Raw genomic sequence first — 26823 nt, 5'->3', positions numbered from 1 at the left:
CCCAGGGCGGCTAAATACGACCTTGAACGCACCCATCGAACCACATCGTTTTCTCCTCGAGCCTTTTGAGGCTCGCCGCTTCGCCAATCTGTGCGGGCAATTCGACGAGCATTTGCGCTTGATCGAACAGCGCCTGGCCATCGAGATCCGCAATCGCGGAAACCAGTTCGAGTTGATTGGCGATCCAAAACTCACCACGTCCGCGGAAAACCTGCTGCGCCGCCTGTACCGGGAAACCAAGGGTACCGAGCTGTCGCCAGACCTGGTGCACCTGTTCATTCAGGAATCAGCAGATATCGACAACCCGGCCCCTGCCGAAGCGACAGTCGCCCTGCGCACCAAGAAAGGCATGATTCGCCCGCGCGGCTTGAATCAGCAGCGCTATGTGAAGGAAATCCTCGGCAACGACATCAACTTCGGCATCGGCCCGGCCGGTACCGGCAAGACCTATCTGGCCGTGGCCTGCGCGGTGGATGCGCTGGAGCGCGAGCAGATCCGCCGCATCCTGCTGGTGCGTCCGGCAGTCGAAGCGGGAGAAAAGCTCGGCTTCCTGCCCGGCGATCTGTCGCAGAAGATCGACCCGTACCTGCGCCCGCTCTACGACGCGCTGTACGAAATGCTCGGTTTCGAATACGTCGCCAAGCTGATCGAGAAACAGGTGATCGAAGTCGCGCCGCTGGCCTACATGCGCGGTCGTACGCTGAACAACAGCTTCATCATTCTCGACGAAAGCCAGAACACCACCGTCGAGCAGATGAAGATGTTCCTCACGCGCATCGGCTTCGGCTCCACCGCCGTGATCACCGGCGACATCACCCAGGTCGACCTGCCGCGCGGCACCAAGTCCGGGCTGCACCATGTGATCGAAGTGCTCAAAGACGTGCCGGGCATCAGCTTCACCCACTTCCAGCCCAAGGACGTCGTGCGCCACCCGTTGGTGCAGCGGATTGTCGAGGCCTACGAGCGCTTCGAAACCCGTGCCGAAGCCGCGAAGGAAGCCTCGCGCGATGCTTGAGCTGGATCTGCAAATCGCCACTGAGGCCAGCGCGCCGAGTGAAGCCGAGTTCCGCCAGTGGTGCGAACTGGCCCTGCGCCAGCGCAGCGCTGATTCGGAAATGACCATTCGTCTGGTCGACGAGGAAGAGGGCCGCGAGCTCAATCACACCTGGCGCCACAAGGATTACGCGACCAACGTGTTGTCGTTCCCGGCGGAAGTGCCTGACGAGTTTCTCGATATCCCGCTGCTCGGCGATCTGGTCATCTGCGTGGCCGTGGTCGAACGCGAAGCCGCCGAGCAGGGCAAGGAACTAAAGGCGCACTGGGCACATCTGGTCATTCACGGCTGCTTGCATCTGTTGGGTTACGACCATATAGATGACGACGAAGCCGAGGAAATGGAAGCACTGGAACGCGAGTTGCTTGCTGAACTGGGCTATCCCGATCCGTACGCGGACGACGAAACCGAACACTCCCCCATCGTTACAACAAAGGATTCAGAGTAATCGCTATGAGCGAAGATCGATCGAGCAACGGGCAGAAGTCATGGCTGGGTAAGCTGACCCAGGCTTTTGCCCACGAGCCGAAGAACCGTCAGGAGCTCCTCGAGCTGCTGCGTGATGCACATCAGAACAAACTGCTGGACAGCGAAGCGCTGGCCATCGTCGAAGGCGCCATCCAGGTGGCTGACCTGCAAGTGCGCGACATCATGGTGCCGCGCTCGCAGATGGTCAGCATCAAGGCGACCCAGACACCCCGCGAATTCCTCCCCGCCGTGGTCGACTCGGCCCACTCGCGCTATCCGGTCATCGGCGAAAGCCATGACGACGTGATGGGCGTGCTGCTGGCCAAGGATCTGCTGCCGCTGATCCTCAAGGAGAACGGCGACAGCTTCAACATCAAGGACCTGCTGCGCCCGGCCACCTTCGTGCCGGAGTCCAAGCGTCTGAACGTGTTGCTGCGTGAGTTTCGCGCCAACCACAACCACATGGCCATCGTCATCGACGAATACGGCGGTGTGGCCGGTCTGGTGACCATCGAAGACGTGCTTGAGCAGATCGTCGGCGACATCGAGGACGAGCACGACGTCGAAGAAGACAGCTACATCAAGCCGCTGCCCAGCGGTGATTTCCTGATCAAGGCGCTGACGCCGATCGAGAACTTCAATGAGTTCTTCGACAGCGAGTTCTCCGACGACGAATTCGACACCGTCGGCGGCCTGGTGATGAGCGCGTTCGGGCACTTGCCAAAACGCAACGAAACCACTGAAATCGGCGCTTATCGTTTCCGCATCCTGAACGCCGACAGCCGTCGGATTCACTTGCTGCGACTGACGCCTATCGCTCGTTAATTCTAAGGACTGAAATGCGCTGGACAACCCGCCCCGGCTGGCCCGGTAACCTGCTGGCCGTGGCGGCCGGTGCAATCACCACATTCGCTCTCGCACCGTTCGACATCTGGCCGCTGGCATTGCTGGCGGTTGGTCTGTTCTATGCCGGTTTGCGTGAGCTGAGCCCGCGTCAGGCGCTCGGCCGTGGCTGGTGCTTCGGCTTCGGCCTGTTCGGTGCCGGCACCAGTTGGATCTATTACAGCATCCACCACTTTGGTGGCGCTTCGGTGTTGCTCGCCGGGTTCCTGATGCTGCTGTTCACCGCGGCGATTGCCTGGTTCTTCGCCCTGCCCGCGTGGCTGTGGGCACGCTGGTTGCGGCGTAACGAAGCACCGCTGGCGGATGCCTTGGCGTTTGCGGCGTTGTGGGTCGGCCAGGAAGCCTTTCGCGGCTGGTTCCTCACCGGTTTCCCATGGCTTTATTCCGGTTACAGCCAGCTCGACGGCCCGCTGGCCGGGCTCGCGCCGGTGGGCGGGATGTGGCTGGTCTCGTTTGTTCTGGCACTGACCGCAGCGCTGATCTACAACGCGCCGCGCTTGTTGCAGGCGCGCCGCAAGGGTTTTATCGCGGCCGGTGTGGTACTTCTGGCGGGGCCTTGGGTAGCAGGCATCGCCCTCAAAGGCCACGCGTGGACCAGCCCGTCCGGCGCACCGCTGACCGTGGCCGCAATTCAGGGCAACGTCGCGCAGAGCATGAAATGGGACCCGGCCGAGCTCAACGCGCAACTGGCGCTGTACCGTGATCTGAGCTTCCGCTCCAAACCGGTCGATCTGCTGATCTGGCCGGAAACCGCCGTGCCGGTATTGAAGGAGTCCGCCGAGGGCTACCTGACGATGATGGGCAACTTCGCCGCCGAGCGTAAATCAGCGTTGATCACCGGTGTGCCGATCCGCCAGACCGTGCATCACGAACGGCGCTTCTTCAACGGCATCACCGTGGTCGGCGAAGGCGACGGCACTTACTTGAAGCAGAAACTGGTGCCGTTCGGCGAATACGTGCCGTTGCAGGATGTGTTGCGCGGTTTGATCGCGTTCTTCGACCTGCCGATGTCGGACTTCGCCCGCGGCCCGTCGGATCAAGCGCTCTTGCAAGCCAAGGGTTACCAGATTGCACCGTTCATCTGCTACGAGGTGGTCTATCCGGAATTCGCCGCCGGGCTGTCGGCACGCAGCGACCTGCTGCTGACGATCAGCAACGACACCTGGTTCGGCACGTCGATCGGCCCGCTGCAGCATTTACAGATGGCGCAGATGCGCGCGCTGGAGGCCGGACGCTGGATGATCCGCGCGACCAACAATGGCGTCACCGGCCTGATCAACCCGTTTGGGCAGATCACCGAACAGATTCCGCAGTTCGAACAAGGCGTGCTGTACGGCGAAGTGGTACCGATGCACGATCTGACGCCGTATCTGCAATGGCGCTCGTGGCCGTTGATCGCGTTGTGCCTGCTGCTGTTTGGCTGGGCGCTGATGGCCAGCCGGATGTCGAAGACCCTCTGAGAAATGTGACAAGGGGATCTATCCCCGCTGGAGTGCGCAGCAGTCCCTCTTCTGAAGGTAAGAGAAGGGCCGCTACGCGCCCCATCGGGGATAAATCCCCTCGCCACAATGATCTTCAGCGGTAAAACAACGAATACCCCACCTGCCCCACCGCTTCATTGAGCAATTGCCCGCTCTGCCAGATCGACTTGAATTCCGGCAACCAGCCGCCAAACGGCCGGGCGTTATCGGTACCGAGGAAACCCACCGGCGCCGGCACCACCTCGAAACCCGCCTGCTCAAAGCTCCACACCGCGCGCGGCATGTGCCACGCCTGCGTCACCACGACGACCCGCTTGATCCCCTGCGGCAAGAGGATATCTGCCGTCATCTTCGCGTTCTCCCATGTGGTACGACTCTCGCCTTCCTGCCAGCGCACCGTCACGGCGAAATCATCACGCAACGAATCTGCCATCAACTTCGCTTCGGTCGGCGGCGTGCCGTAGTGCAGGCCACCGCTGGTCAGAATCGGCAGGCCCGAGGCCTTGGCCAGGCGCGCCGCGTAACGCTGCCGCTCCAGTCCGATGCCGGTCGGCTGGTCTTCGCCCCAGGCGATGTCACCGCGCTCGCGTCCCGAGCCCAGCACCACAATCGCATCGGCACGTTGCGCCAGGGTCGTCCACTCTGACCGCGCCAGCGGCGGCTCACGCTCCAGCGCCTTGGCGCTCCACTGCACGACCACCGGCAGGCTCATCAGCAGCAGGCCACCAAAACCGACGGCAAAACACACGCCAGCCAGGCGTGGCCGCGAGCGGCGCAGCCACCAGGCGACCAGCAACAGCAGCAAAAGAATGCCGGGCGGCAATAAAAGTTGTTTGATGAAATAGCGAAAGGGCATCGGGCATCTCCAAAGATGCCCGAAGCCTAAGAGTGTTGATTACGAGTTACAACCAGTAGGCCGGATCCGGTTGCAAAAGATCCGTTTCATGACCTGCCATGCGCTTACTTGGCCTGTACAGAGCGCACCTTGCCGGTGTCTCTGCGCGGCGCCTTGTCCTTGAGCCAGATGACCTTGGCCGAATGTGCTGCATCGAGCTGCTTCACTGCTTGAGACAGGCATCCCTGCGTTTCACGTTCACTGCGATCCAGATAGGCCTTGACCAGTTTGAACTCGGCGGGGCTCAAGCCACGCAATTCCAGTTCCAGGGGGCGCTCGTCGCGCAGCCGGTCAGCGGTTTTCACGGCGTCCAGCGCCATGCCCAGACGATCGATCAACCTTTCATACAACTCGGGTTTCGTTACGTTCTTTTTCCGTTGCTCCACCATCCCTCACCTCATTGAAGATAAGACTCACTCCCCAATTAGAGCTTAGCTTCGCTGCACGAACCGGCTACACGCCGCGACCAACGGCCCTCGTCGTCCAAAAGGTCGGGCAAACAGCTGTAATCAGGGTTTCCCTCGGCCAAGCGCGGTCATGTATGCTACGGCGCTTCCTGTCATTCCACTTCCAGCGCACCCGGGCCATCCCGGATGCTGCCGTCGAAGAGGATTAGGCCACCCCTATCCAGTACAAAAGTAGCCATGCACGAACAATATCAGCCACGTGAGATCGAAGCCGCCGCCCAGTCGTTCTGGGATGAGCAAAAGTCCTTTGAAGTCAGTGAACAGCCAGGCAAGGAAACCTACTACTGCCTGTCGATGTTCCCTTACCCCAGCGGCAAGCTGCACATGGGCCACGTGCGCAACTACACCATTGGCGATGTGATCTCGCGCTACCAGCGCATGCAGGGCAAGAATGTTCTGCAGCCAATGGGTTGGGATGCGTTCGGCATGCCGGCGGAAAACGCCGCAATGAAAAACAACGTAGCGCCCGCCAAGTGGACCTACGAGAACATCGCCTACATGAAGTCGCAGCTGCGCAGCCTCGGCCTCGCGGTGGACTGGTCCCGTGAAGTGACCACCTGCAAGCCGGACTACTACCGCTGGGAACAATGGCTGTTCACGCGCCTGTTCGAAAAAGGCGTGATCTACCGCAAGAACGGCACGGTGAACTGGGACCCGGTCGACCAGACCGTTCTGGCCAACGAGCAAGTCATCGACGGCCGTGGCTGGCGCTCCGGCGCGCTGATCGAAAAGCGCGAAATCCCGATGTACTACTTCAAGATCACCGCTTACGCCGACGAGCTGCTGGAAAGCCTCGACGAACTGACTGGCTGGCCGGAACAGGTCAAGACCATGCAGCGCAACTGGATCGGCAAGTCCCGTGGCATGGAAGTGCAGTTCCCGTACAACGTCGATTCGATCGGCGAAGCCGGCACCCTGAAAGTCTTCACCACCCGTCCGGATACCCTGATGGGCGCGACCTACGTCGCCGTGGCTGCCGAGCACCCGCTGGCCACCCTGGCCGCGCAAAACAATCCCGAGCTGCAAGCGTTCATCGCTGAATGCAAGGGCGGCAGCGTTGCCGAAGCAGACGTCGCCACCCAGGAAAAGAAAGGCCTGCCGACCGGCCTGTTCGTCGAGCACCCGCTGACCGGCGAAAAGCTCCCGGTGTGGGTCGCCAACTACGTGCTGATGCACTACGGCGACGGCGCAGTCATGGCCGTTCCGGCGCACGACGAGCGTGATTTCGAATTCGCTCACAAATACAACCTGCCGGTGAAATCGGTGGTGCGCACCAGCTCCGGTGACACCAACCCGGCGCCGTGGCAGGACGCCTATGGCGAGCACGGCACGCTGATCAACTCCGGCGAGTTTGACGGCCTCGACTTCGCCGGCGCGTTCGACGCCATGGAAGTGGCGCTGATCAAGAAACAACTGGGCGCCTCGCGCACCCAGTTCCGCCTGCGCGACTGGGGCATCAGCCGCCAGCGCTACTGGGGCTGCCCGATCCCGATCATCCATTGCGCCGCGTGCGGTGACGTGCCAGTGCCGGAAGATCAACTGCCTGTCGTTCTGCCGGAAGACGTGGTGCCGGACGGCGCCGGTTCGCCGCTGGCGCGCATGCCCGAGTTCTACGAGTGCAGCTGCCCGAAATGCGGCGCGCCGGCCAAGCGCGAAACCGACACCATGGACACCTTCGTCGAGTCGTCGTGGTACTACGCCCGCTACGCCTCGCCGCACTTTGAAGGTGGCCTGGTGGAGAAATCCGCAGCCGATCACTGGCTGCCGGTGGATCAGTACATCGGTGGTATCGAACACGCCATTCTCCACCTGCTTTACGCGCGCTTCTTCCACAAGCTGATGCGTGACGAAGGTCTGGTCAGCTCCAACGAGCCGTTCAAGAACCTGCTGACCCAGGGCATGGTGATCGCCGAGACTTACTATCGTCGCGAAGCCAATGGCGCTTACACTTGGTTCAACCCGGCGGACGTGGAACTGGAGCGTGACAGCAAAGCCAAGGTGATTAGCGCCAAGCTGAAATCCGACGGCCTGCCGGTGGAAATCGGCGGCACCGAGAAGATGGCCAAGTCGAAGAACAACGGCGTCGACCCGCAGTCGATGATCGACCAGTTCGGCGCCGACACATGCCGTCTGTTCATGATGTTCGCTTCGCCGCCTGACATGAGCGCGGAATGGTCCGATTCCGGCGTTGAAGGTTCGCACCGCTTCCTCAAGCGCGTCTGGCGTCTGGCGCAAGCCCACGTCACCCTGGGTTTGCCGGGCAACCTGGATATCGCCGCGCTGAGCGACGAGCAGAAAACCGTGCGTCGTGCGATTCACCTGGCGATCAAGCAGGCCAGCCATGACGTCGGCCAGAACCACAAATTCAACACCGCCATCGCTCAGGTGATGACGCTGATGAATGTGCTGGAAAAAGCCGCCCAAGGCACCGAACAAGACCGCGCGCTGCTGCACGAAGGCCTGGAAGCGGTGACCCTGCTGCTGGCGCCGATCACTCCGCACATCAGCCATGAACTGTGGAAGCAGTTGGGTCACGCCGATGCGGTGATCGATGCAGGCTGGCCGGCCGTGGACGAAAGTGCCTTGGTGCAGGACAACCTGACCCTGGTCATTCAGGTCAACGGCAAGCTGCGCGGGCAGATCGAAATGCCGGCCAGTGCCACTCGCGAAGAGATCGAAGCCGCCGCGCGCATCAACGAGAACGTGCTGCGTTTCGTCGATGGCCTGACCATTCGCAAAGTGATCGTGGTGCCGGGCAAACTGGTCAACATCGTCGCCAGCTAAATTGGATCGGGTGCCGGGCTCGCCTGGCACCCAGTAAAACCTTTCGGGCCGCAGAGTCGGCTCACCTGGTTTCAAGGGGAGCAACACAATGATCAAACGCAATCTGCTGGTGATGGGCCTCGCCGTTCTGCTGAGCGCCTGCGGTTTCCAGTTGCGTGGTACCGGCACCAACGAACTGTCGATCAAGGAGCTTGATCTGAGTGCGCGCAACGCTTACGGCGAAACCGTGACTCAACTGCGCCAGGTGCTGGAGTCCAGCGGCGTCAAGGTCTACACCGGCGCGCCGTACAAGCTGTACCTGGCTGACGAACAGGAAAGCCAGCGCATCCTCAGCTATGCCGGTGCCGGTCGCACAGGCGAGTACCAGGTCAGCACCGTGCTGAGCTACGACATTCGCGGCGAGAACAATCTGTCACTGATCAGCGACAAGCTTGAAGTGCAGAAGGTCTTCATTCATGACGGCAACAACCTTGTCGGCTCCGATCAGGAAGCCAGTGACGCCCGGCGCGAGACCCGTCGTGAACTGGTTCAGCGCATGATGCTGCGCCTGTCGCAGCTGACCCCGGGCCAGTTGCAGCAGTTGCAGCAAACCGCCAATGACCGCGCCAAGGCTGAAGCCGATGCGCTGGAAGCGGCGCAAAAGGCTGAAGCGGAAACCCCGCGTCAGTCGCCGCTCGAAATCCCGCAGCAGTAAGACGGCCGGGGCGCCCAGGCGCCCCGCTCGCCCTCCTTATGAAGCTCGCTCCCGCGCAACTCGGTAAACACCTGCAAGGCGCACTTGCGCCGGTCTACATCATCAGCGGCGATGATCCGTTGCTGTGTCAGGAAGCCGCCGACGCCATCCGCACCGCTGCTCGCCAGCAAGGTTTCGACGAACGTCAGGTCTTCGCCGCCGACGCCAATTTCGATTGGGGTACGTTGCTGCAGGCCGGCGCAAGCATGTCGCTGTTCGCCGAAAAACGCCTGTTGGAACTGCGCCTGCCGTCCGGTAAGCCTGGCGACAAAGGCGCCGCCGCGCTGATCGAATATTGCTCACGTCCTGCGGAAGACACGGTTCTGCTGATCAGCTTGCCGAAGCTCGATGGCAGCGCGCAGAAAACCAAGTGGGGCAAGGCACTGGTCGAAGGCCAACAGACCCAGTTCGTGCAGATTTGGCCGGTGGATGCCAATCAGCTGCCGAGCTGGATTCGTCAGCGCCTGTCCCAGGCAGGCCTGTCGGCCAGTCAGGACGCGGTCGAATTGATTGCCGCGCGTGTCGAAGGCAACCTGCTCGCCGCCGCCCAGGAAATCGAAAAGCTCAAGTTGATGGCCGAAGGTGGGCAGATCACCGTCGAAACCGTGCAGGCCGCCGTGGCCGACAGTGCCCGGTTTGACGTGTTCGGCCTGACCGACGCGGTACTCAACGGCGAACCGGCGCACGCGTTGCGCATGCTTGAAGGCCTGCGCGGTGAAGGCGTCGAACCGCCGGTGATCCTCTGGGCATTGGCGCGGGAGTTGCGCCTGCTGGCCAACATCTCCCTGCAATACAGCCAGGGCACGCCACTGGACAAATGCTTCAGCCAGTCGAAACCGCCGGTCTGGGACAAGCGCAAGCCGCTGATGAGCAAGGCGCTGCAACGTTACTCGGCGCAACGCTGGGCACAGTTGCTGCTCGAAGCGCAGCGCATCGATGCGCAGATCAAGGGCCAGGCGGCGGGTTCGCCGTGGATGAGCCTGAGTCGGTTGGCGTTGTTGATGGCGGGCCAACGCCTGTCTTTGCCTGCCGAATAAGATCAAAAGATCGCAGCCTTCGGCAGCTCCTACATTTGGAATGCATTCCCCCTGTAGGAGCTGCCAGAGGCTGCGATCTTTTGACTTTTCTTTAGCATGAGCAGATTATCCGCAACGCGAAACCCACCACACCCAGAGAACCCTCATGAGCAAAAAGCCAGCAAAGCATGGCCCCAACAAGGCCAAATCCATCGTCGCCCAGCCCTTGTTCCGCAGCCGCCAGGAACGACCAGCCAAGGGCAAAGGCAGCTACCGCCGCGAAGCCTTCCGGTCTGACAACCGGGAGGCTTTTTACTTTCTGGCTGCCTGAAGCGCACTACCCCTCGCTCATGTTAAGGTCTGCACCTGATTCGTTTCCCCTGGAACTGTGCATGCCCCCAAGTCTTTCCCGTCGTTGGCCCGTGCGCCAATTGATCGCTGCCTCCAGCTTCATCCTGCTTGTCGCCTGCGCGGAAAAACCCACCGCCGCCGATGCACAACCGCTTCAAGCCGCCCCGGTCACCACGGCCCCAGCGATCATTCCGCCGGTAGTGCCGTCCGCCGACCCGCTCGATATTCAACCGACCCAGACCTTTGCCGAATGGCAGGCGGGTTTCCGCAAGGACGCCCTCGCCGCCGGGATTCGCCCCGAGCTGTTCGATCAGGCATTTGCCAATATCAGCTTCGATGCCAGCGTGATTCGCGCCGACCGCAGTCAGCCGGAGTTTTCTCGGCCGGTGTGGGAATACCTCGACGGCGCACTGTCGCCGCTGCGCGTACGCAAGGGCCAGGCGCTGATCAATCAGTACGCCGACATTCTGCAGAGCATCGAGCAGCGTTATGGCGTTGATCGCCAGGCGCTGGTGTCGGTGTGGGGCATGGAAAGCAATTTCGGCCAGTTCCAGGGCAGCAAGTCGGTGATCAATTCGCTGGCCACACTCGCCTACGAGGGGCGTCGTCCGGGCTTTGCTCACGCGCAACTGATCGCCGCCCTGCAGATTCTGCAACAGGGCGATATCACCCCGGAGAAGATGCTCGGTTCCTGGGCCGGCGCGATGGGCCAGACCCAATTCATTCCGACCACCTACAACACCCACGCCGTGGACTTTGACGGTGACGGCCGCCGCGACATCTGGGGCAGCCCGGCCGATGCGCTGGCCTCGACCGCCCATTACCTGCAAAGCTCGGGCTGGCAGCGTGGCCAGCCGTGGGGTTTCGAAGTGCAATTGCCGAGCGGCTTCAACTACACCCTGGCCGATGGCGCGATTCGCAAAAGCGTCGCCGAATGGCGGCAACTGGGTGTGAACCTGCCCAATGGTGCGCAGGTGCCAGCCGGCTCCGAACAACTGTCCGCTGCCCTGCTGCTGCCGGCCGGTTATCGCGGCCCGGCGTTCCTGATCCTCGACAACTTCCGGGCGATTCTCAAGTACAACAATTCGTCGTCGTATGCGCTGGCGGTGAGCCTGTTGTCCGAGCGTTTCGAAGGAGCGGGCCTGATCAATGGCGACTGGCCGAAAGATGATCTGCCGCTAAGCCGCACCGAACGCATCGAACTGCAGACGCTATTGAGCGCGCGTAATTACGACGCTGGCACGGCGGACGGGATTATCGGCGCAAATACGCGCAAAGCGATTCGCAGTGCCCAGCAGGCGCTGGGCTGGCCGGCGGATGGTTATCCGACGCACAAGTTGCTTGAGAGCCTGCGCAACCAATAGAGCAAATCAAAGATCGCAGCCTTCGGCAGCTCCTACAGGACGATCATCAATCCCATGTAGGAGCTGCCGAAGGCTGCGATCTTTGCCTCCCGAATTATCGGATGACCACATCCTGCTCCAGCAGCAACTCCTGCTTCCCTGCATCCAGGCGCACCAGCGCGCCCAACGGCAGTGTCAGGTTCGGGTCGCAATGGCCACTGCGCCAACCCGACAGCACCGGAATCCGTAACGGCTCAAAGGTTTGCTTGAGCAGGCGATTCAGCGCGTCGACCTCCACGCCGGCGATATCACCGACCAGCACACCGCGCAGTCTGGCCAGCTTGCCGGCCAGACGCATCTGGGTCAGCAGGCGATCAATCCGATACAGCGGCTCGTTGATGTCTTCGATAAACAGAATCACCCCTTCGACATCAATCTCGTAGGGCGTGCCGAGGGTTGCAGCAATCATCGCCAGATTGCCGCCAAGCAACCGCCCGTGAGCGATGCCCGGTTCGACGGTTGATAATGGATAAGCCGCCGGATGGCTCAGCACACTCCCTGACTTCATTTGCCCGCGCAGCATGGCGAAGAATGACGTGACGGTCGGCGGCTCCTTGTCGCCCAGCAGGTCGGCGCTGAGCAGCGGCCCGTGAAAGGTCACAAACCCGGCGTAGCGACTGATGGCCAGGTGCAGCGCGGTGATATCGCTGTAGCCGATAAAGGGTTTGGCGTGCCGGCTGAGCAGGTCGTAATCGATTCGGTCCAGCAGGCGCGGCGTGCCGTAGCCGCCGCGCAGGCAAATGATCGCGTCGACTTCAGGATCAGCGAATGCCGCGTGCAGATCGCGCAGGCGTACGTCGTCACTGCCCGCCAGATAGCCGTCCTTCTCATAGACACCGGGAAACACCTTCAGCCCATAGCCGCGCGCGCGCATCCATTGCAGCGCTTTCTCAGTATCGAGAGTGCCGGGACCGGCAGGCGCGATGACGCCGATCGTCCCCTCAGCGGGCAGTGCCGGTACGGGTCGGTGGGCAACGAGGGTGTGGCTTGGTCGAACGGTCATCCTTGGGCTCCATCGGTAAAGTCATGCACACACAGTAGTCAGCTGAAGAGGCAAACAAAAGGCCCTTGTCTCAGGCAAAAAAATGCCCGCCGAGGAGCCGTCCTCGGCGGGCATTTTTACATCAGCAGTGAATCAGGAACCCAGCAGCTCGGCCTTGACCAGCTTCGCCTGCTCGTCGGCGTGGTACGAGGAACGTACCAGCGGGCCAGACGCAACGTTCTTGAAGCCCATCTTGTAACCTTCTTCGGCGAACCAGGCGAAGGTGTCCGGGTGCACAAAACGCTGCACCGGCAAGTGGCTGCGCGACGGCTGCAGGTATTGACCGAGGGTCAGCATGTCGATGTCGTGTTCGCGCATGCGCTTCATGACTTCGATGACTTCTTCGTCAGTCTCGCCCAGACCCAGCATCAGGCCGGATTTGGTCGGGATATGCGGCATCATCTGCTTGAAGCGTTGCAGCAGGGTCAGCGACCACTGGTAGTCCGAACCCGGACGCGCAGCCTTGTACAGGCGTGGCACGGTTTCCAGGTTGTGGTTGAACACATCCGGCGGCTCGGCAGCGGTGATTTCCAGGGCGATGTCCATGCGGCCACGGTAGTCCGGGACCAGGGTCTCGAGCTGCACGTTCGGCGACAATTTGCGGATTTCGCGGATGCAGTCGGCGAAGTGCTGGGCACCGCCATCACGCAGGTCGTCGCGATCCACCGAAGTGATCACCACGTACTTGAGCTTGAGGTCGGCGATGGCGATGGCCAGGCTTTCCGGCTCGTTGACGTCCAGTGGCTTCGGACGACCGTGGCCAACGTCGCAGAACGGGCAACGACGGGTGCAGATATCGCCCATGATCATGAAGGTTGCGGTGCCGCCGGAGAAGCATTCGCCGAGGTTCGGGCAGGACGCTTCTTCGCAGACACTGTGCAGCTTGTGCTTGCGCAGCAGGCTCTTGATGCGGTCGACTTCCGGCGAAACCGGGATGCGCACGCGGATCCAGTCGGGTTTCTTCGGCAGTTCGGTAGTCGGGATGATCTTGACCGGGATGCGTGCAACCTTCTCGGCGCCGCGCAGCTTGACGCCGGCTTCAACCTTGGGACGCGGGGCCGGGCGCTCGGTCACGTCGAGCGTCGGGATCATGGTTTGCACTGCATCAGTAGTCATATCAGTCGATTCCGCCCGTAAGGGTCGTCTGCTCAGCATAGTCGAGGTGTTTGACGAGCTGCGCGCGCAGCCGGGCACTTACCTCGGCAAATTCAATCGATCCTGCGTGATCGCTCAGCTGGGTCATGGCCAGCCCGGCGTAGCCGCAGGGATTAATCCGTCGAAACGGTTCCAGGTTCATATCCACGTTCAGGGCCAGGCCATGAAAGGAACAACCGTGGCGAATGCGCAAACCCAGAGAAGCGATTTTCGCTCCATCGACGTACACGCCGGGAGCATCTGGCTTGGCGGCGGCGCTAACGCCGTAGCTGGCCAGCAGTTCGATGAGGCAGGCTTCCATGCGGCTGACCAGATCGCGCACGCCGAAACCCAGCTTGCGCACATCCAGTAACAGATAAGCCACCAGTTGCCCGGGGCCATGATAAGTCACTTGGCCGCCACGATCGACCTGCACCACCGGAATATCTCCCGGCAGCAATAGATGCTCGGCCTTGCCGGCCTGGCCCTGAGTGAACACCGGCGGGTGTTCGACGAGCCAGATTTCGTCGGCTGCTGCATTGCCGCGTTCGTTGGTAAAGCGCTGCATGGCATGCCAGACCGGCTCGTAAGCCATCTGGCCCAGCTCGCGAAAGCCCAGCGTGCCGTGCATCACAACACCATGTGCACGATGCCGGAAGCCCGCAGTTCGCTGTTGATGTTGTACAGCTGATCCTGGTCGGTGGCGACGATGTGCAACTGGATGGTGGTGTATTTGCCGTTGCTGCTTTGACGCTCGTCGATGCGCTCATCATTGATGGTCGCGTGTTTCAGGACGATCGCGATGATCTTGTCCTTGTTGCCAACACCCGTATCACTGATCACCTTGATCGGATAATCGGTCTGGGGAAATTCGATCTTTGGCGCCTTTACTTCGGTATCGGTCATGGCGTAACGGCCTCTATAGCGCAAGCCGTGGTAACGCACATGGCCCCGCACCGGATCGGGGCGGGGCCATGCAGGTCAACACAAAATCAGTTGAACAAGCCGTAGAAGAATAGACGGATGCTATCCCACATGCGACGGAAGATACCACCCTCCTCGACGCCGTCCAGAGCGATCAGGTCAGCGCTGTGCACCACCTTGTCTTCCAGTTTGACTTCGACTTTACCGATCACGTCGCCCTTGGCGATTGGCGCAACCAGTTGCGGGTTCATGGTCATGCTGGCAGCGAGCTTCTTCAGCTGGCCTTTTGGCAGAGTCATGGTCAGGTCTTGCGCCAGACCGGCCTTGACCTGGCTGGTGGTGCCTTTCCATACCGGCGCCTGCGCCAGTTCAGTGCCCTTCTGGTAGAAGGTCTGGGTTTCGAAGAAGCGGAAACCATAGGTCAGCAACTTCTGGGTTTCAGCGGCGCGAGCCACTTCGCTGTTGGTACCGAACACCACGGCAATCAGGCGCTGGCCATCACGTACAGCCGAGGACACCATGCAGTAGCCGGCTTCATCGGTGTGGCCGGTTTTCAGACCGTCAACGGTCTTGTCGCGCCACAGCAGCAGGTTGCGGTTAGGCTGCTTGATGCCGTTCCAGAAGAACTCTTTCTGCGAGTAGATCGCATAGTGAGCCGGGTCTTCGTGGATGATCGCACGGGCCAGGATCGCCATGTCGTGCGCCGACGAGTAGTGCTCAGGGTTTGGCAGACCGGTCGGGTTCATGAAGTGGGTATTGGTCATGCCCAGTTCGGTGACGGTCTTGTTCATCAGATCGGCGAACGCGTCTTCGCTGCCGGCGATGTGCTCGGCCAGGGCGACGCTGGCGTCGTTACCGGACTGGATGATGATGCCGTGCAGCAGGTCGCTGACAGTCACCTGCGAACCGACCTTGATGAACATCCGCGAACCGCCGGTGCGCCAGGCGTTTTCGCTGACGGTCACCGGATCGTTTTCACCGATCTGGCCGCGACGGATTTCCAGGGTCGCGATGTACGCGGTCATCAGCTTGGTCAGGCTGGCCGGTGGCAGACGCTGGTCGCCGTTGTTTTCGACCAGCACGTTGCCGCTGCTGGCGTCCATCAGAACGTAGGCCTTGGCGGCCAGTTGTGGTGGCGACGGCATCATCTCGGCCGCGAAGGCGGCTGGCGAGAGGAGCAGCGGGACTAGCAGACACAGGCGTTTGGCAAAGGTGGTGATGTTCATCCGTCTCTCGAAATCGCTAATGGAAACTTGCCCGAAGGCAAAACTTATTCAGACAGCCTTCTAACGGGCCATCGCGTGTTCAGTTGCTCACTCCAGTCACCCTTGCCGGGCTTTTGTTCTTCGACGAGCCAACAACCTGGTTCACCCCCGAATACCGCAAGTGAACCGTCAATCAAGGTCTACGTGTTACTCGGTGACCACGCTGGGCGAACCCAGATTGGCCAGCCGCACACTGTTCTGCACCTGGGCGATCTCACCCGGCGAGCCGATCGGCCCCAGGCGTACCCGGTGCAGGGTCTGCTGATTGCGCACGATCGAGCTGATGAACACCGGCGCGCTCACCATCCCGCTGAGCTTCGACCTCAGCAGCTCGGCAGCGTCCGGGTTGGCGAACGCGCCCACCTGCAGATACTGGCCAGACGCTGGTGCAGAAGCGTTTTTTGCATCGATCTGCACGGGCACCACGGCCGCGGCGTGTTGCTGCGGCGGCGGCGTCCATTGCTCGACGGTACCGGCCGACGCGGTGATGACCGGGGCGCTATTCTGCGCCACTTGCGGCTCATTGAGCATCAGCGGCGCCGGACGGCCCTTGGCCGCCCACCACTGCTGCGGATCGATGCCTTCGACCTTGACCCGTGCGGTGCCGGTTTCGGCATAGCCGAGCTTCTTCGCCGCAGCATAAGACAAGTCAATGATTCGATCGGAATAGAACGGCCCACGGTCGTTGACGCGCAGGATCACGGTCTTGTTGTTGTCCAGGTTGGTCACCCGAACGTAACTTGGCAGCGGCAAGGTCTTGTGCGCGGCACTCATGCCGTACAGGTCATACACTTCGCCGTTGGCGGTGTTCTGGCCATGGAACTTGGTGCCGTACCAGGACGCCGTGCCCGAAGCCACGTAGGTCTTGGATTCCTGCAACGGAAAGTAGGTCTTGCCCAGCACGGTGTACGGGTTGGCCTTGTACGGGCCGGTGTGCAGGGTCGGTGTCGCATCCGGGATGCGCGAAACATCGACATCCCACCACGGCGCGCCGTCTTTGTGCGCGCGGTTGATGTCCAGGCCCGGTTGGGCGCGGACAGCGGTGGACGGGGTTTTCTGCGTCGGCGTGCGGCTGGTCGTGCAACTGGCGACCAGGACTGCCAACGCAGCGAAAGCCACCAGCTTCAGGGGTTTATTGTTAGGCAATGCCTGCATTACTTGACGCCCCGTGCTTGTACCAGCTGTTCAGACAGTTGATGTACGGCCATGGCGTACATCACGCTGCGGTTATAACGCGTGATCGCGTAGAAATTCTGCAGGCCCATCCAGTATTCAGGGCCGTTGTCGCCTTCGAGGCGAAATGCGGTAACCGGCATATCATCGCGCAGCGCATCATGACTTGACCAGCCCAGCGCCCGCAACTCTGCGACCGTTTTCACCGGTTCGATACCAGTGGTCAGGCCTTCATCAACCTGCTCGCCGCGTACATCGGCGCGGCTGACCACCGGCTCACCGGCGACCCAGCCGTGACGCTTGAAGTAGCTGGCGACGCTGCCAATGGCATCGTCCGGGTTGTTCCAGATATTGATGTGGCCGTCACCGTCGAAATCCACCGCGTAGGCACGAAAGCTGCTCGGCATGAACTGCGGCAGGCCCATGGCCCCGGCGTACGAGCCTTTCAGGGTCAGCGGGTCGACCTGCTCTTCGCGGGCCAGCAGCAGGAACTCACGCAGTTCCTTGCGGAAAAATTCGGCACGGGGAGGATAGTCGAAGCCGAGGGTCGATAAAGCATCGATCACGCGGAAATTACCGGTATTACGTCCGAAAAAGGTCTCGACGCCGATGATCGACACGATCACTTGTGCCGGCACGCCGTATTCCTGCTCGGCACGGGCCAGGGTCGCCTCGTGCTGACGCCAGAAGTCGACACCACGGGCGATGCGCGCGTCGGTGATGAACATCGGACGATATTCGTTCCACTGCTTGACCCGTTCGGCGGGTCTGGAGATGGCGTCGAGAATCGACTGCTTGCGTTGCGCCTCGCGGAACACACCCATCAGTTGTTCACCGGCGAAACCGTAGTCGCGGGTCATTTCGCCGACGAATTCGGCCACCTGCGGCGAGCCTTCATAGTCGCCGGCCAGCGCTTCCTGCACGCTCCCCAGCAGGCCCATCAGGCCAACCAGCGGCGCGCATCGAGTCGCCCAGCCACGCATTACTTGCATTGCACTCTTCACCTTATTCAAACCTGTGCGATCCACTTGCGATGGGTATGGATCGACATCAAAACCCCAAACGCTGACAGCAGCGTCACCAGCGAAGTTCCTCCGTAGCTAATGAACGGCAACGGCACCCCCACGACCGGCAACAGGCCACTGACCATACCGATGTTGACGAAAACGTAAACAAAAAAAGTCATGGTCAACGCGCCGGCGAGCAATTTGCCGAACAGCGTTTGCGCCTGAGCGGTGATCACCAGCCCGCGACCGATCAACAACAGATAGATCAGCAGCAGCGCGCAAATCCCCACCAGACCGAACTCTTCGCCAAGCACAGCAATGATGAAGTCGGTGTGGCTTTCCGGGAGAAAGTCCAGGTGTGACTGGGTGCCGAGCAGCCAGCCTTTGCCAAATACGCCACCGGAGCCGATCGCGGCTTTCGACTGGATGATGTTCCAGCCGGTGCCGAGCGGATCGCTTTCCGGGTCGAGGAAAGTCAGGACACGCTGCTTCTGATAGTCGTGCATGACGAAGAACCACATCGCCACCGACACCGGCACCGCCGCCGCCAGCACGCTGAGAATCCAGCGCCAGCGCAGGCCGCCCATGAACAGGACGAAGGCGCCACCGGCAAGAATCAGCAACGAGGTACCGAGATCCGGCTGGCGCACGATCAGAATGAACGGCACGCCAATCAGCATCAGGCTGATGCCGACGTGCTTGAGCTGCGGCGGCAAGGTGCGTTTGGACAGATACCAGGCGATGGTCGCCGGCATCAGGATTTTCATGAACTCCGAGGGCTGGAAGCGGATCACCCCGGGGATGTTGATCCAGCGCGTGGCGCCCATGGCGTTGTGGCCCATGATGTCGACGACGATCAGCAATATCACGCCGATCACGTAACCGAGCGGCACCCAGCGCGCCATGAAACGCGGTTCGAACTGGGCGATGACGATCATCGCCACCAGACCGATGCCGAACGACGTGGCCTGCTTGCCGAGCAGGTCCCAGCTCTTGCCGCTGGCCGAATACAGCACGAACAGGCTGCCGGCGGCGAGGATCAGCAACAGGATCAACAGCGGGCCATCGATATGCAGTCTTTGCAGCAACGTCGCGCGGCGACGCATCACATCCTCGCTGGAGAGCATGCGATCGAAGTTATTCATCACGGGCCGGGGCCTCCGCAGTGATAGGGCTGGCGTACTCGGCTTTCAGGTGGCCGTCCTGGTCGAGCAACCAGGCGTCCATGACCTGGCGCACCACGGGCGCGGCAACGCCGGAACCGGACTCACCGTTCTCGACCATCACCGACACGACGATTTTCGGATCATCGGCCGGGGCGAAGCCGACGAACAGGGCGTGGTCGCGGTGGCGTTCCTGGACCTTGGAGCGGTCGTATTTCTCGCCCTGCTTGATCGCCACCACCTGCGCGGTACCGGACTTGCCGGCGATGCGGTATTGCGCGCCGATCGCCGCTTTGCGCGCGGTACCACGGGCACCGTGCATCACCTGCTGCATGCCATGGTTGACCTTGTTCCAGTCGGACGGGTCGCGCAGGACGATGTTCGGCATCGGGTTTTCATCCACCGGCTTGACCCCGTCGAGGGACTTGGCCAGGTGCGGACGGTTCCAGATGCCCTTGTTGGCCACCAGCGCCGTGGCCTGGGCCAGTTGCAGCGGCGTCGACTGCATGTAGCCCTGGCCGATCCCGAGAATCAGGGTTTCGCCGGGGAACCACGCCTGCTTGCGCGTCGCCCGTTTCCATTCGCGGGACGGCATCAGGCCCGGGGACTCTTCGAACATGTCCAGCGAGACCTTCTGGCCGATGCCGAACTTGTTCATATAGGTCGACAGCCGATCGATGCCGAGCTTGTGCGCCAGGTCATAGAAGTAGGTGTCGTTGGAACGCATGATCGCCGTGTCGAGGTCGACGAAGCCGTCACCAGTGCGATTCCAGTTGCGATACTTGTGGTCGTAGTTGGGCAGCATGTAATAGCCCGGGTCGAACACCCGGCTCGAAGCCGTGACTACGCCAGCGTCGAGACCGGCAATTGCCACCGCCGGTTTGATCGTCGAGCCCGGCGGGTACAGACCGCGCAGCACGCGGTTGAACAACGGCCGGTCGATGGAATCACGCAACTCGGCGTAGGCCTTGAAGCTGATGCCGGTGACGAACAGGTTGGGGTCGAAACTCGGCTGACTGACCATCGCCAGCACTTCGCCGGTTTTCGGATCGAGCGCCACCACCGCGCCACGGCGCCCGCCCAGCGCGGCCTCGGCGGCTTCCTGCAACTTGATGTCGAGGCTCAGGACGATGTCCTTGCCGGGAATCGGATCGGTGCGCTTGAGCACGCGCAATACGCGGCCACGGGCGTTGGTCTCGACTTCCTCGTAACCGACCTGACCGTGCAATTCCGGCTCGTAGAAACGCTCGATGCCGGTCTTGCCGATGTGGTGGGTGCCGCTGTAGTTGACCGGATCCAGCGACTTCAGCTCTTTCTCGTTGATCCGCCCCATGTAGCCCACCGAGTGGGCAAAATGCGCGCCCTGCGGGTAATGCCGGACCAGTTGCGCGACCACTTCCACCCCGGGCAGGCGGAACTGGTTCACCGCAATGCGGGCGATCTGCTCTTCGGTCAGCTCGAACAGGATCGGCACCGGCTCGAACGGCCGACGCCCCTGACGCATGCGTTTCTCGAAGATCACCCGGTCCTCGGGCGTCAGCTCCAGCACCTCGACGATGACGTCGAGCACCTGTTGCCAGTCGCCGGAGCGCTCGCGGGTCATGCTCAGGCTGAAGCTCGGCCGGTTGTCGGCCACAACTACGCCGTTACGGTCGAAAATCAGCCCGCGCGTCGGCGGAATCGGCTGCACGTGGACGCGGTTGTTTTCCGACAGGGTCGAGTGGTACTCGTACTGGATCACCTGCAGGTAATACAGACGCGCGATCAGCACACAGATCAGCGCCACGATCACGATCGCACCGAACACGACACGGCTGCGCACCAGACGGGCGTCCTTTTCGTGGTCCTTGATGCGGATCGGCTGAGACATGAGGGCAGGCTTACTTGTGGTAAGGGTGGCCGGACAACACGGTCCAGGCACGGTACAACTGTTCGCCGATCAGGATCCGCACCAGCGGGTGCGGCAAGGTCAGCGGCGACAACGACCAGCGCTGGTCAGCGCGGGCACAGACTTCCGGTGCCAGCCCTTCCGGGCCGCCGACCATGAAGTTGACCGTGCGCGAATCCAGGCGCCAGCGATCGAGTTCGACCGCCAGTTGCTCGGTGCTCCACGGCTTGCCGTGAACCTCCAGCGTGACGATCCGCTCGTTGTGCCCGACCTTGGCCAGCATGGCTTCGCCTTCCTGGCGGATGAAACGGGCCACGTCGGCATTCTTGCCACGGGTATTGAGCGGAATTTCCACCAGTTCCAGCGCCAGCTCGGACGGAAGACGCTTGGCATATTCATGCCAGCCTTCTTCCACCCACTTGGGCATGCGTGAACCGACGGCGATCAGGCGCAGTCGCACAGCAATCCCTTAGAACTGGTCTTTATTGAGCTTGGTGAAATGCTCGTGGGTGTTCTCCGGGCTGTGGTGCTTGGCATCGGCCGCACGGCTTTGCTCGGCACCGGCCCACAGGCGCTCCAGGTCGTAGAACTGACGCGCCGAGGCAGTCATCATGTGCACGATCACCAGATCGAGGTCGAGCAGTACCCAATCGCTGTCGCCCTTGCCTTCTTCGCCCAGCGGCTTGGCGCCCTGCTTTTTCACTTCCTCGCGGACCTTGTCGAGCATCGCGTTGATCTGGCGATTGGAGGTACCGGTGGCGATGATCATGTAGTCAGTGATGCTCTGCTTGTCGCGCACATCGATGATCTGGATGTCCTGGGCCTTGACGTCTTCCAGCGCAGCGACGGCAATCTTGACCAGTTCGTCGCCCTTGAGCGGCTCGTTGGTGTTGACGGCTTCCGGCAGTGGTGCGCTCTTGAACGTGCCTTTGCGCTTTACTTTAGGTAGATCTTTATCAGTCATATGTAACTCGTTTTGCTCATGTATTCGGCGGCTTGGGGATACGGTGATCCGTATCGGTGAAGCACGCCTTGTTCAGTTCGACGCACGGTACAGACCGTGCGCATCGATGTAGGCCAGGACCGCGTCGGGCACCAGGAAACGTACCGACTTACCGCTGGCCAGCAGTTGACGGATCTGGGTGGCGGAAACCGCGAGCGGTGTCTGCCAGACGAATGCAATCTGTCCGCTCGGCCCTTTCAGGGCCAGCGGGTCGCTCACCGAACGCGCTGCCAGCAGGTTGCGCAAGGCATCCGGCGGTTCGCTGTCGGCGTCCGGGCGCTGTAGCACCAGGATGTGGCAATGCTGGAGCAACTCTTCCCAGCGGTGCCAAGTGGGCAGGCCGCAAAATGCGTCCCAGCCCAAAAGCAGAAAAACCTGGGTCTCGGCGGGCATCTCTGCGCGCAGCGACTCCAGGGTTTCGATGGTCCAGGACGGTTTGTCCCGCTGCAATTCGCGGGCATCCACCACCAGCGGCGGCAATCCGGCCACCGCGCACTCGACCATCGCCAGCCGGTCCTGCGCCGATACCTGCGGCGTCCCGCGATGTGGCGGCCGCGCGTTCGGCATCAGGCGCAACTCGTCCAGCGCCAGCGCTTCGACAACTTCCAGCGCGCCACGCAAATGGCCGATATGCACCGGGTCGAACGTACCGCCCAGCACGCCAATGCGTTGCGGGCGCGACTCGCTGCCGGTGTGCGGCGCTGTCAGGTCGAGGTCGGTCAAGTCAGACCGTCGCCTGGCCGCGCAACTGGCCATCGCCGACCACGATGTACTTCTCGCAGGTCAGCCCCTCAAGCCCGACCGGGCCGCGGGCGTGCAGCTTATCAGTAGAAATGCCGATCTCGGCACCCAATCCGTATTCAAATCCATCGGCAAAGCAGGTCGGCGTGTTGATCATCACCGAGGCCGAGTCGACTTCCGCCACGAACCGGCGGGTGTCAGCGAGGTTTTCGCTGACGATCGAGTCGGTGTGATGGGAGCCGTAATGGTTGATGTGTTCGATCGCCTGCTCCAGACCGTCGACCACGCGGATCGACAGAATCGGCGCCAGGTACTCGGTGTGCCAGTCGTCTTCGCTGGCCGCGACCGCTTCGATGATCGCCCGGGTGCGCTCGCAACCGCGCAGCTCGACGCCTTTTTCGCGGAACTGCGCGGCCATCGAAGGCAGGAAATCCCTGGCAACGGCCTGATCGACCAGCAGGGTTTCCATCGCGCCGCAGATGCCATAACGGTAGGTCTTGGCGTTGAAGGCGATGCTTTGGGCTTTGGCCAGATCGGCGTGTTCGCTGACATAAACGTGGCAGATGCCGTCCAGGTGCTTGATCACTGGCACGCGGGCATCACGGCTGATGCGTTCGATCAGGCCACGGCCACCACGGGGCACGATGACGTCAACGTATTCCGGCATGCTGATCAGCGCGCCGACAGCGGCACGGTCAGTGGTTTCGACCACTTGCACCACGGCGGCGGGCAATTCGGCCTCGGCCAGACCGCGCTGAATGCACGCGGCAATCGCGCGATTGGAATGAATTGCCTCGGAGCCACCGCGCAGGATGGTCGCGTTGCCGGACTTCAGGCAGAGGCTGGCGGCATCGATGGTCACGTTCGGGCGGGATTCGTAGATGATCCCGATCACGCCCAGCGGCACGCGCATCTTGCCGACCTGAATACCCGACGGACGGAAGCTCATGTCGCGAATCGCGCCGACCGGATCCGCCAGTGCAGCAACCTGACGCAAGCCGACGATCATGCCGTCGATGCGTGCCGGGGTCAGTTCCAGACGCTCCAGCAGCGCCGGCTCCAGACCGTTGGCGCGACCGGCAGCCAGATCCAGCTCATTGGCGGCGGCCAGCTCGGCGCGCGCAGCGTCCAGAGCATTGGCGGCAGCCTGCAAGGCGCGGTTTTTCTGCGCGGTGCTGGCGCGACCGATGACCCGGGAGGCAGCGCGGGCGGCGCGACCCAATCGGGTCATGTAGTCAAGAACGGACTCAGTCATGGTCTGCTGGGGTCTTGGCAAAGAGGAAAGCGGCAGATTATAGCTGTCGCGTCCCGGGACTAACAGCGGTGACGGGCGGATGGTCGAAATGAGCTGCGTTTGCCCGTCGTTCAGACGTAATTAAGCTCAGCGTTGTTATCATCACGACCTCTTGAGCCTGGATCAACCTTGCCCATCATGACCAACGTGCCCCTTTGCCCCGAGTCCGCGCGCCTGCCCGTGGGCCTGCCGGACAGTTTTTTCGACCGCGACGCCCAGGTGCTGGCGCAGGCGCTGCTCGGCAAAGTCATCCGCCATCGCGTCGGCGATCTGTGGCTGAGTGCGCGAATCATCGAAACCGAAGCCTATTACTGCGCGGAAAAAGGCAGCCACGCCTCGCTTGGCTATACAGAAAAGCGTAAGGCTTTGTTTCTGGATGGCGGCCACATCTATATGTACTACGCACGCGGCGGTGATTCGCTGAACTTCAGTGCGCAGGGGCCGGGCAACGCGGTGCTGATCAAATCCGCCTATCCGTGGGTCGATGAAGTGAGCGGTCCGGCGAGTCTGGCGCAGATGCTGCTGAACAATCCCGATGCCCAGGGCCGACCGCGTCCGACACAGAAGCTCTGCGCCGGACAGACCCTGCTGTGCAAGGCGCTGGGTTTGAAAGTGCCGATGTGGGACGCCAAGCGTTTCGATCATGAACTGTTGCTGGTCGAGGACCCGGGACCGCCACCCGCGCAGATCATTCAAACCACCCGGTTGGGCATTCCGCTGGGCCGTGATGAACACTTGATGTATCGCTTCGTTGACGCTGCGTATGCGCAATGGTGCACGCGGAACCCGCTGCGACGGGGTCAGGTCGAAGGCCGGGATTATTGCCTGCTTCCCGGCGCTGAAGCCGAATCCGCAAATAAATGATGTCCCCCTGTGGGAGCGAGCCTGCTCGCGAAGGGGTTGTGCCAGCCAACGCTTCTAACGCCTGACACACCGCGTTCGCGAGCAGGCTCGCTCCCACGGATCAGCAGTGAAACGCGTAACAATTACTTAAAGAATGAATGGAGTTTTTCTGTATGGGCCCATGGCTCGATAGCATCACCGGATGGCTCGGCGCCAATCCGCAATGGTTGGCCGCAGCGGTGTTCATCGTTGCGTGCGTGGAATGTCTGGCGATCGCCGGGCTGATCGTGCCGGGCACGGTGCTATTGTTCGGCGTGGCGGTACTGGCCGGCAGTGGCGCGCTGTCATTGAGCGAAACGCTGCTGCTGGGCTTTCTCGGCGGCATCCTCGGCGACTTGATCTCGTACTTCCTGGGGCGGCATTTCCATCAGAACATCCGCCGCCTGCCGGGCCTGCGCCATCACCCGGAATGGATGGCCGGCGCCGAGTCGTACTTCCAGCGCTATGGCATCGCCAGCTTGCTGGTCGGGCGTTTCATCGGCCCGCTACGACCAATGCTGCCAATGGTCGCCGGGATGTGCGACATGCCCTTCCCGCGTTTTTTCGCCGTCAGCCTGCTGGCCGCTGCTGGCTGGAGCCTGGCTTATCTGCTGCCGGGCTGGGCCACCGGCGCGGCGTTCCGTCTGCCATTGCCTGAAGGGTTCTGGCTGGAGGCCGGGATTGTCGCCGCCAGCATCGCGGTGATGGTCGGCCTGAGCGTCAACAGCAGCGTGCGCCGCCATCGTCGCGCGACGATCTGGATCGGCGGCATGAGCCTGCTGATCCTGATCGGTCTGTTCATCGGCTATCCATACCTCACCGCGCTCGACAACGGCGTGATGACCCTGGTGCAGGAGCACCGCCAGCCAGCGCTGGACGAAATCGCCGTGACGCTGACCCTGATCGGCGAATTCCGCAACATGCTGCTGTTCAGTGCCCTGCTCGTCATTCTGCTGGTGCTGTGCAAGCAGTGGCGCCAGGCAATGTTCGCGGGCGCCACCATGTTGGTCACCGCAATGGCCAATACCGGAACCAAGTATTTTTTCGCCCGGGTGCGCCCGGAAGTGCTCAGCGATCCATTGACCACCTACAGCATGCCCAGCGGCCACGCTTCTGGCGCGTTCGCTCTGTTCCTGACGCTGGGCGTGCTGGCCGGGCGCGGTCAGCCGCCGCGCATGCGCCTGACCTGGCTGCTGATTGCCTGCATCCCGGCCCTCTCTATCGCCCTGTCGCGGGTGTATCTGGGCGCGCACTGGCCAACCGACATATTGGCCGGGGCGATGCTCGCCAGTTGCGTGTGTGCTGCGATGCTGTGGTTGAGCCAACGTCAGGCGTCCCTTAATGCAATGCCGTTCAAGATCTGGTGGCTGATCCTGCCATCGATGGTTGCTCTGTTCGGCTTCTTCGTACTGCGCCACTTGCCACATACATTGTTGCGTTACGCCTACTAAAACAGACAACTCACAAGCCAGATTTTTTATACGCCGCTCTTTTGGAATATTCCGACAAGAGCGGCGTTGATTACCTACGCAAACTTCCCCTCCTGCGGTTAACTTTCCTGGTTATAAAACCGACGTTTCCGCATTCCCAATCGACGCCAAACTAGCGTTACATAGTCCAGCCGGTACACGGTGGCGAAGTATTTCGCGCAAAAGAAAATCCGTGAGTTCAATCCGCCCGGCTTGAGCACTTGCCAACAATCAATATTTATCCGGACCCGGCATTGAAGTTCTGCCGAGGCATTTATCAATT

Annotated in this window: 26 protein-coding genes; 11 read left to right on the top strand and 15 right to left on the bottom strand. The window is 61.6% G+C overall.

The annotated features are described in order from the left end of the window. Positions 1-22: 22 nt before the first annotated feature. Genes ACZZ0K_RS00800 through lnt form a run of 4 tightly spaced genes read left to right on the top strand, consistent with a single transcriptional unit; the run spans position 23 to position 3885 of the window. Positions 23-1015, top strand: coding sequence for a PhoH family protein (locus ACZZ0K_RS00800; protein ID WP_016773043.1), 993 nt, complete (start codon positions 23-25; stop codon positions 1013-1015). After that, complete coding sequence (gene ybeY / locus ACZZ0K_RS00795) at positions 1008-1502, top strand: rRNA maturation RNase YbeY (RefSeq protein WP_016773042.1); 495 nt, start codon at positions 1008-1010, stop codon at positions 1500-1502. Before ACZZ0K_RS00800 ends, ybeY begins: the two co-directional genes overlap by 8 nt. Before the next feature lie 5 nt (positions 1503-1507). Further along, positions 1508-2347: an HlyC/CorC family transporter gene (locus tag ACZZ0K_RS00790; RefSeq protein ID WP_024014438.1), complete on the top strand. Its 840-nt coding sequence runs from the start codon at positions 1508-1510 to the stop codon at positions 2345-2347. A 14-nt stretch (positions 2348-2361) separates the two neighbouring features. Next, positions 2362-3885: an apolipoprotein N-acyltransferase gene (gene lnt, locus ACZZ0K_RS00785; RefSeq protein WP_150638417.1), complete on the top strand. Its 1524-nt coding sequence runs from the start codon at positions 2362-2364 to the stop codon at positions 3883-3885. Positions 3886-4000: 115 nt separating this feature from the next. Here the strand turns inward: lnt and ACZZ0K_RS00780 are convergent, their stop codons facing one another. Both ACZZ0K_RS00780 and ACZZ0K_RS00775 read right to left on the bottom strand, forming a co-directional pair. Continuing rightward, positions 4001-4762 carry a YdcF family protein gene (locus ACZZ0K_RS00780; RefSeq protein ID WP_150742306.1) on the bottom strand — a complete coding sequence of 254 codons (762 nt, stop codon included), beginning with the start codon at positions 4760-4762 and terminating at the stop codon, positions 4001-4003. Positions 4763-4866: 104 nt separating this feature from the next. Then, positions 4867-5190 (bottom strand): hypothetical protein, encoded by a 324-nt coding sequence (locus tag ACZZ0K_RS00775; RefSeq protein WP_024014441.1) that lies wholly within the window; start codon positions 5188-5190, stop codon positions 4867-4869. Between the two features lie 255 nt (positions 5191-5445). Here ACZZ0K_RS00775 and leuS point away from each other — a divergent pair, with 255 nt between their 5' ends. The 5 genes from leuS to ACZZ0K_RS00750 all read left to right on the top strand — a co-directional run bounded on the left by leuS (position 5446) and on the right by ACZZ0K_RS00750 (position 11516). Next, positions 5446-8052 (top strand): leucine--tRNA ligase, encoded by a 2607-nt coding sequence (gene leuS, locus ACZZ0K_RS00770; protein ID WP_252884882.1) that lies wholly within the window; start codon positions 5446-5448, stop codon positions 8050-8052. Between the two features lie 88 nt (positions 8053-8140). Next, positions 8141-8746, top strand: a complete 606-nt coding sequence (locus tag ACZZ0K_RS00765) for an LPS-assembly lipoprotein LptE (RefSeq protein ID WP_133339178.1) — start codon at positions 8141-8143, stop codon at positions 8744-8746. 38 nt (positions 8747-8784) lie between these two features. Beyond that, positions 8785-9822: a DNA polymerase III subunit delta gene (gene holA, locus ACZZ0K_RS00760; protein ID WP_041477726.1), complete on the top strand. Its 1038-nt coding sequence runs from the start codon at positions 8785-8787 to the stop codon at positions 9820-9822. A gap of 145 nt (positions 9823-9967) precedes the next feature. After that, positions 9968-10132, top strand: a complete 165-nt coding sequence (gene arfA, locus ACZZ0K_RS00755) for an alternative ribosome rescue factor ArfA (protein WP_016773035.1) — start codon at positions 9968-9970, stop codon at positions 10130-10132. A gap of 61 nt (positions 10133-10193) precedes the next feature. Further along, positions 10194-11516, top strand: coding sequence for a lytic murein transglycosylase (locus tag ACZZ0K_RS00750; protein WP_123443274.1), 1323 nt, complete (start codon positions 10194-10196; stop codon positions 11514-11516). Positions 11517-11610: 94 nt separating this feature from the next. On the opposite strand, the gene ACZZ0K_RS00745 is transcribed toward ACZZ0K_RS00750, so the two are convergent. The 13 genes from ACZZ0K_RS00745 to ACZZ0K_RS00685 form a co-directional block, all read right to left on the bottom strand. After that, positions 11611-12558, bottom strand: coding sequence for a S66 peptidase family protein (locus ACZZ0K_RS00745; RefSeq protein ID WP_258707237.1), 948 nt, complete (start codon positions 12556-12558; stop codon positions 11611-11613). Positions 12559-12690: 132 nt separating this feature from the next. After that, positions 12691-13689, bottom strand: a complete 999-nt coding sequence (gene lipA / locus ACZZ0K_RS00740; protein ID WP_160768663.1) for a lipoyl synthase — start codon at positions 13687-13689, stop codon at positions 12691-12693. 25 nt (positions 13690-13714) lie between these two features. Next, positions 13715-14362 carry a lipoyl(octanoyl) transferase LipB gene (gene lipB / locus ACZZ0K_RS00735; protein WP_076564273.1) on the bottom strand — a complete coding sequence of 216 codons (648 nt, stop codon included), beginning with the start codon at positions 14360-14362 and terminating at the stop codon, positions 13715-13717. After that, positions 14362-14637, bottom strand: coding sequence for a DUF493 domain-containing protein (locus ACZZ0K_RS00730; protein WP_024014446.1), 276 nt, complete (start codon positions 14635-14637; stop codon positions 14362-14364). The genes lipB and ACZZ0K_RS00730 overlap by 1 nt, the downstream gene beginning before the upstream one ends. Before the next feature lie 86 nt (positions 14638-14723). After that, positions 14724-15881 carry a D-alanyl-D-alanine carboxypeptidase family protein gene (locus tag ACZZ0K_RS00725; protein WP_016773028.1) on the bottom strand — a complete coding sequence of 386 codons (1158 nt, stop codon included), beginning with the start codon at positions 15879-15881 and terminating at the stop codon, positions 14724-14726. A 186-nt stretch (positions 15882-16067) separates the two neighbouring features. Then, the gene (locus ACZZ0K_RS00720) at positions 16068-17075 is read right to left on the bottom strand and encodes a septal ring lytic transglycosylase RlpA family protein (protein ID WP_463558931.1); all 1008 of its coding nucleotides are present in this window, start codon (positions 17073-17075) and stop codon (positions 16068-16070) included. Beyond that, positions 17075-18085: a lytic murein transglycosylase B gene (mltB, locus tag ACZZ0K_RS00715; RefSeq protein WP_186532367.1), complete on the bottom strand. Its 1011-nt coding sequence runs from the start codon at positions 18083-18085 to the stop codon at positions 17075-17077. Before mltB ends, ACZZ0K_RS00720 begins: the two co-directional genes overlap by 1 nt. 17 nt (positions 18086-18102) lie before the next feature. Continuing rightward, positions 18103-19206, bottom strand: coding sequence for a rod shape-determining protein RodA (gene rodA, locus ACZZ0K_RS00710; RefSeq protein WP_050977864.1), 1104 nt, complete (start codon positions 19204-19206; stop codon positions 18103-18105). Positions 19207-19237: 31 nt separating this feature from the next. Beyond that, complete coding sequence (mrdA, locus tag ACZZ0K_RS00705) at positions 19238-21133, bottom strand: penicillin-binding protein 2 (protein ID WP_071173699.1); 1896 nt, start codon at positions 21131-21133, stop codon at positions 19238-19240. A 10-nt stretch (positions 21134-21143) separates the two neighbouring features. Next, the gene (gene rlmH / locus ACZZ0K_RS00700) at positions 21144-21611 is read right to left on the bottom strand and encodes a 23S rRNA (pseudouridine(1915)-N(3))-methyltransferase RlmH (protein WP_011063671.1); all 468 of its coding nucleotides are present in this window, start codon (positions 21609-21611) and stop codon (positions 21144-21146) included. A 9-nt stretch (positions 21612-21620) separates the two neighbouring features. Further along, on the bottom strand, positions 21621-22115 hold the full coding sequence (gene rsfS, locus ACZZ0K_RS00695) for a ribosome silencing factor (RefSeq protein WP_016773024.1): 495 nt from the start codon (positions 22113-22115) through the stop codon (positions 21621-21623). Between the two features lie 72 nt (positions 22116-22187). Then, complete coding sequence (gene nadD, locus ACZZ0K_RS00690; RefSeq protein WP_374046300.1) at positions 22188-22910, bottom strand: nicotinate-nucleotide adenylyltransferase; 723 nt, start codon at positions 22908-22910, stop codon at positions 22188-22190. Then, positions 22879-24150: a glutamate-5-semialdehyde dehydrogenase gene (locus tag ACZZ0K_RS00685; RefSeq protein ID WP_252868345.1), complete on the bottom strand. Its 1272-nt coding sequence runs from the start codon at positions 24148-24150 to the stop codon at positions 22879-22881. Before ACZZ0K_RS00685 ends, nadD begins: the two co-directional genes overlap by 32 nt. Positions 24151-24327: 177 nt before the next feature. Here ACZZ0K_RS00685 and ACZZ0K_RS00680 point away from each other — a divergent pair, with 177 nt between their 5' ends. Further along, positions 24328-25053, top strand: a complete 726-nt coding sequence (locus tag ACZZ0K_RS00680) for a DNA-3-methyladenine glycosylase (protein WP_076564277.1) — start codon at positions 24328-24330, stop codon at positions 25051-25053. Between the two features lie 152 nt (positions 25054-25205). Further along, positions 25206-26522 (top strand): bifunctional DedA family/phosphatase PAP2 family protein, encoded by a 1317-nt coding sequence (locus tag ACZZ0K_RS00675; RefSeq protein WP_041477718.1) that lies wholly within the window; start codon positions 25206-25208, stop codon positions 26520-26522. The last annotated feature ends 301 nt before the right edge of the window (positions 26523-26823 follow it).

The sequence above is a fragment of the Pseudomonas sp. AC255 genome (genome assembly GCF_979258175.1).
This window is presented reverse-complemented; position numbering and strand designations above follow the sequence as displayed.

Excerpts from the sequence above, each read along its gene's own strand:
- ACZZ0K_RS00675 (WP_041477718.1), top strand. The coding sequence starts at position 25,206 with ATGGGCCCATGGCTCGATAGCATCACCGGATGGCTCGGCGCCAATCCG.
- ACZZ0K_RS00790 (WP_024014438.1), top strand. The coding sequence starts at position 1,508 with ATGAGCGAAGATCGATCGAGCAACGGGCAGAAGTCATGGCTGGGTAAG.
- ACZZ0K_RS00730 (WP_024014446.1), bottom strand. The coding sequence starts at position 14,637 with ATGACCGATACCGAAGTAAAGGCGCCAAAGATCGAATTTCCCCAGACC.
- lipB (WP_076564273.1), bottom strand. The coding sequence starts at position 14,362 with ATGCACGGCACGCTGGGCTTTCGCGAGCTGGGCCAGATGGCTTACGAG.
- ACZZ0K_RS00750 (WP_123443274.1), top strand. The coding sequence starts at position 10,194 with ATGCCCCCAAGTCTTTCCCGTCGTTGGCCCGTGCGCCAATTGATCGCT.
- ACZZ0K_RS00780 (WP_150742306.1), bottom strand. The coding sequence starts at position 4,762 with ATGCCCTTTCGCTATTTCATCAAACAACTTTTATTGCCGCCCGGCATT.
- ybeY (WP_016773042.1), top strand. The coding sequence starts at position 1,008 with ATGCTTGAGCTGGATCTGCAAATCGCCACTGAGGCCAGCGCGCCGAGT.
- nadD (WP_374046300.1), bottom strand. The coding sequence starts at position 22,910 with ATGGCCAGTTGCGCGGCCAGGCGACGGTCTGACTTGACCGACCTCGAC.
- ACZZ0K_RS00685 (WP_252868345.1), bottom strand. The coding sequence starts at position 24,150 with ATGACTGAGTCCGTTCTTGACTACATGACCCGATTGGGTCGCGCCGCC.
- mrdA (WP_071173699.1), bottom strand. The coding sequence starts at position 21,133 with ATGTCTCAGCCGATCCGCATCAAGGACCACGAAAAGGACGCCCGTCTG.
- arfA (WP_016773035.1), top strand. The coding sequence starts at position 9,968 with ATGAGCAAAAAGCCAGCAAAGCATGGCCCCAACAAGGCCAAATCCATC.
- rsfS (WP_016773024.1), bottom strand. The coding sequence starts at position 22,115 with ATGACTGATAAAGATCTACCTAAAGTAAAGCGCAAAGGCACGTTCAAG.
- mltB (WP_186532367.1), bottom strand. The coding sequence starts at position 18,085 with ATGCAAGTAATGCGTGGCTGGGCGACTCGATGCGCGCCGCTGGTTGGC.
- ACZZ0K_RS00680 (WP_076564277.1), top strand. The coding sequence starts at position 24,328 with ATGACCAACGTGCCCCTTTGCCCCGAGTCCGCGCGCCTGCCCGTGGGC.
- lnt (WP_150638417.1), top strand. The coding sequence starts at position 2,362 with ATGCGCTGGACAACCCGCCCCGGCTGGCCCGGTAACCTGCTGGCCGTG.
- rodA (WP_050977864.1), bottom strand. The coding sequence starts at position 19,206 with ATGCGTCGCCGCGCGACGTTGCTGCAAAGACTGCATATCGATGGCCCG.
- ACZZ0K_RS00720 (WP_463558931.1), bottom strand. The coding sequence starts at position 17,075 with ATGCAGGCATTGCCTAACAATAAACCCCTGAAGCTGGTGGCTTTCGCT.
- lipA (WP_160768663.1), bottom strand. The coding sequence starts at position 13,689 with ATGATCCCGACGCTCGACGTGACCGAGCGCCCGGCCCCGCGTCCCAAG.
- ACZZ0K_RS00765 (WP_133339178.1), top strand. The coding sequence starts at position 8,141 with ATGATCAAACGCAATCTGCTGGTGATGGGCCTCGCCGTTCTGCTGAGC.
- leuS (WP_252884882.1), top strand. The coding sequence starts at position 5,446 with ATGCACGAACAATATCAGCCACGTGAGATCGAAGCCGCCGCCCAGTCG.
- ACZZ0K_RS00725 (WP_016773028.1), bottom strand. The coding sequence starts at position 15,881 with ATGAACATCACCACCTTTGCCAAACGCCTGTGTCTGCTAGTCCCGCTG.
- ACZZ0K_RS00775 (WP_024014441.1), bottom strand. The coding sequence starts at position 5,190 with ATGGTGGAGCAACGGAAAAAGAACGTAACGAAACCCGAGTTGTATGAA.
- ACZZ0K_RS00745 (WP_258707237.1), bottom strand. The coding sequence starts at position 12,558 with ATGACCGTTCGACCAAGCCACACCCTCGTTGCCCACCGACCCGTACCG.
- holA (WP_041477726.1), top strand. The coding sequence starts at position 8,785 with ATGAAGCTCGCTCCCGCGCAACTCGGTAAACACCTGCAAGGCGCACTT.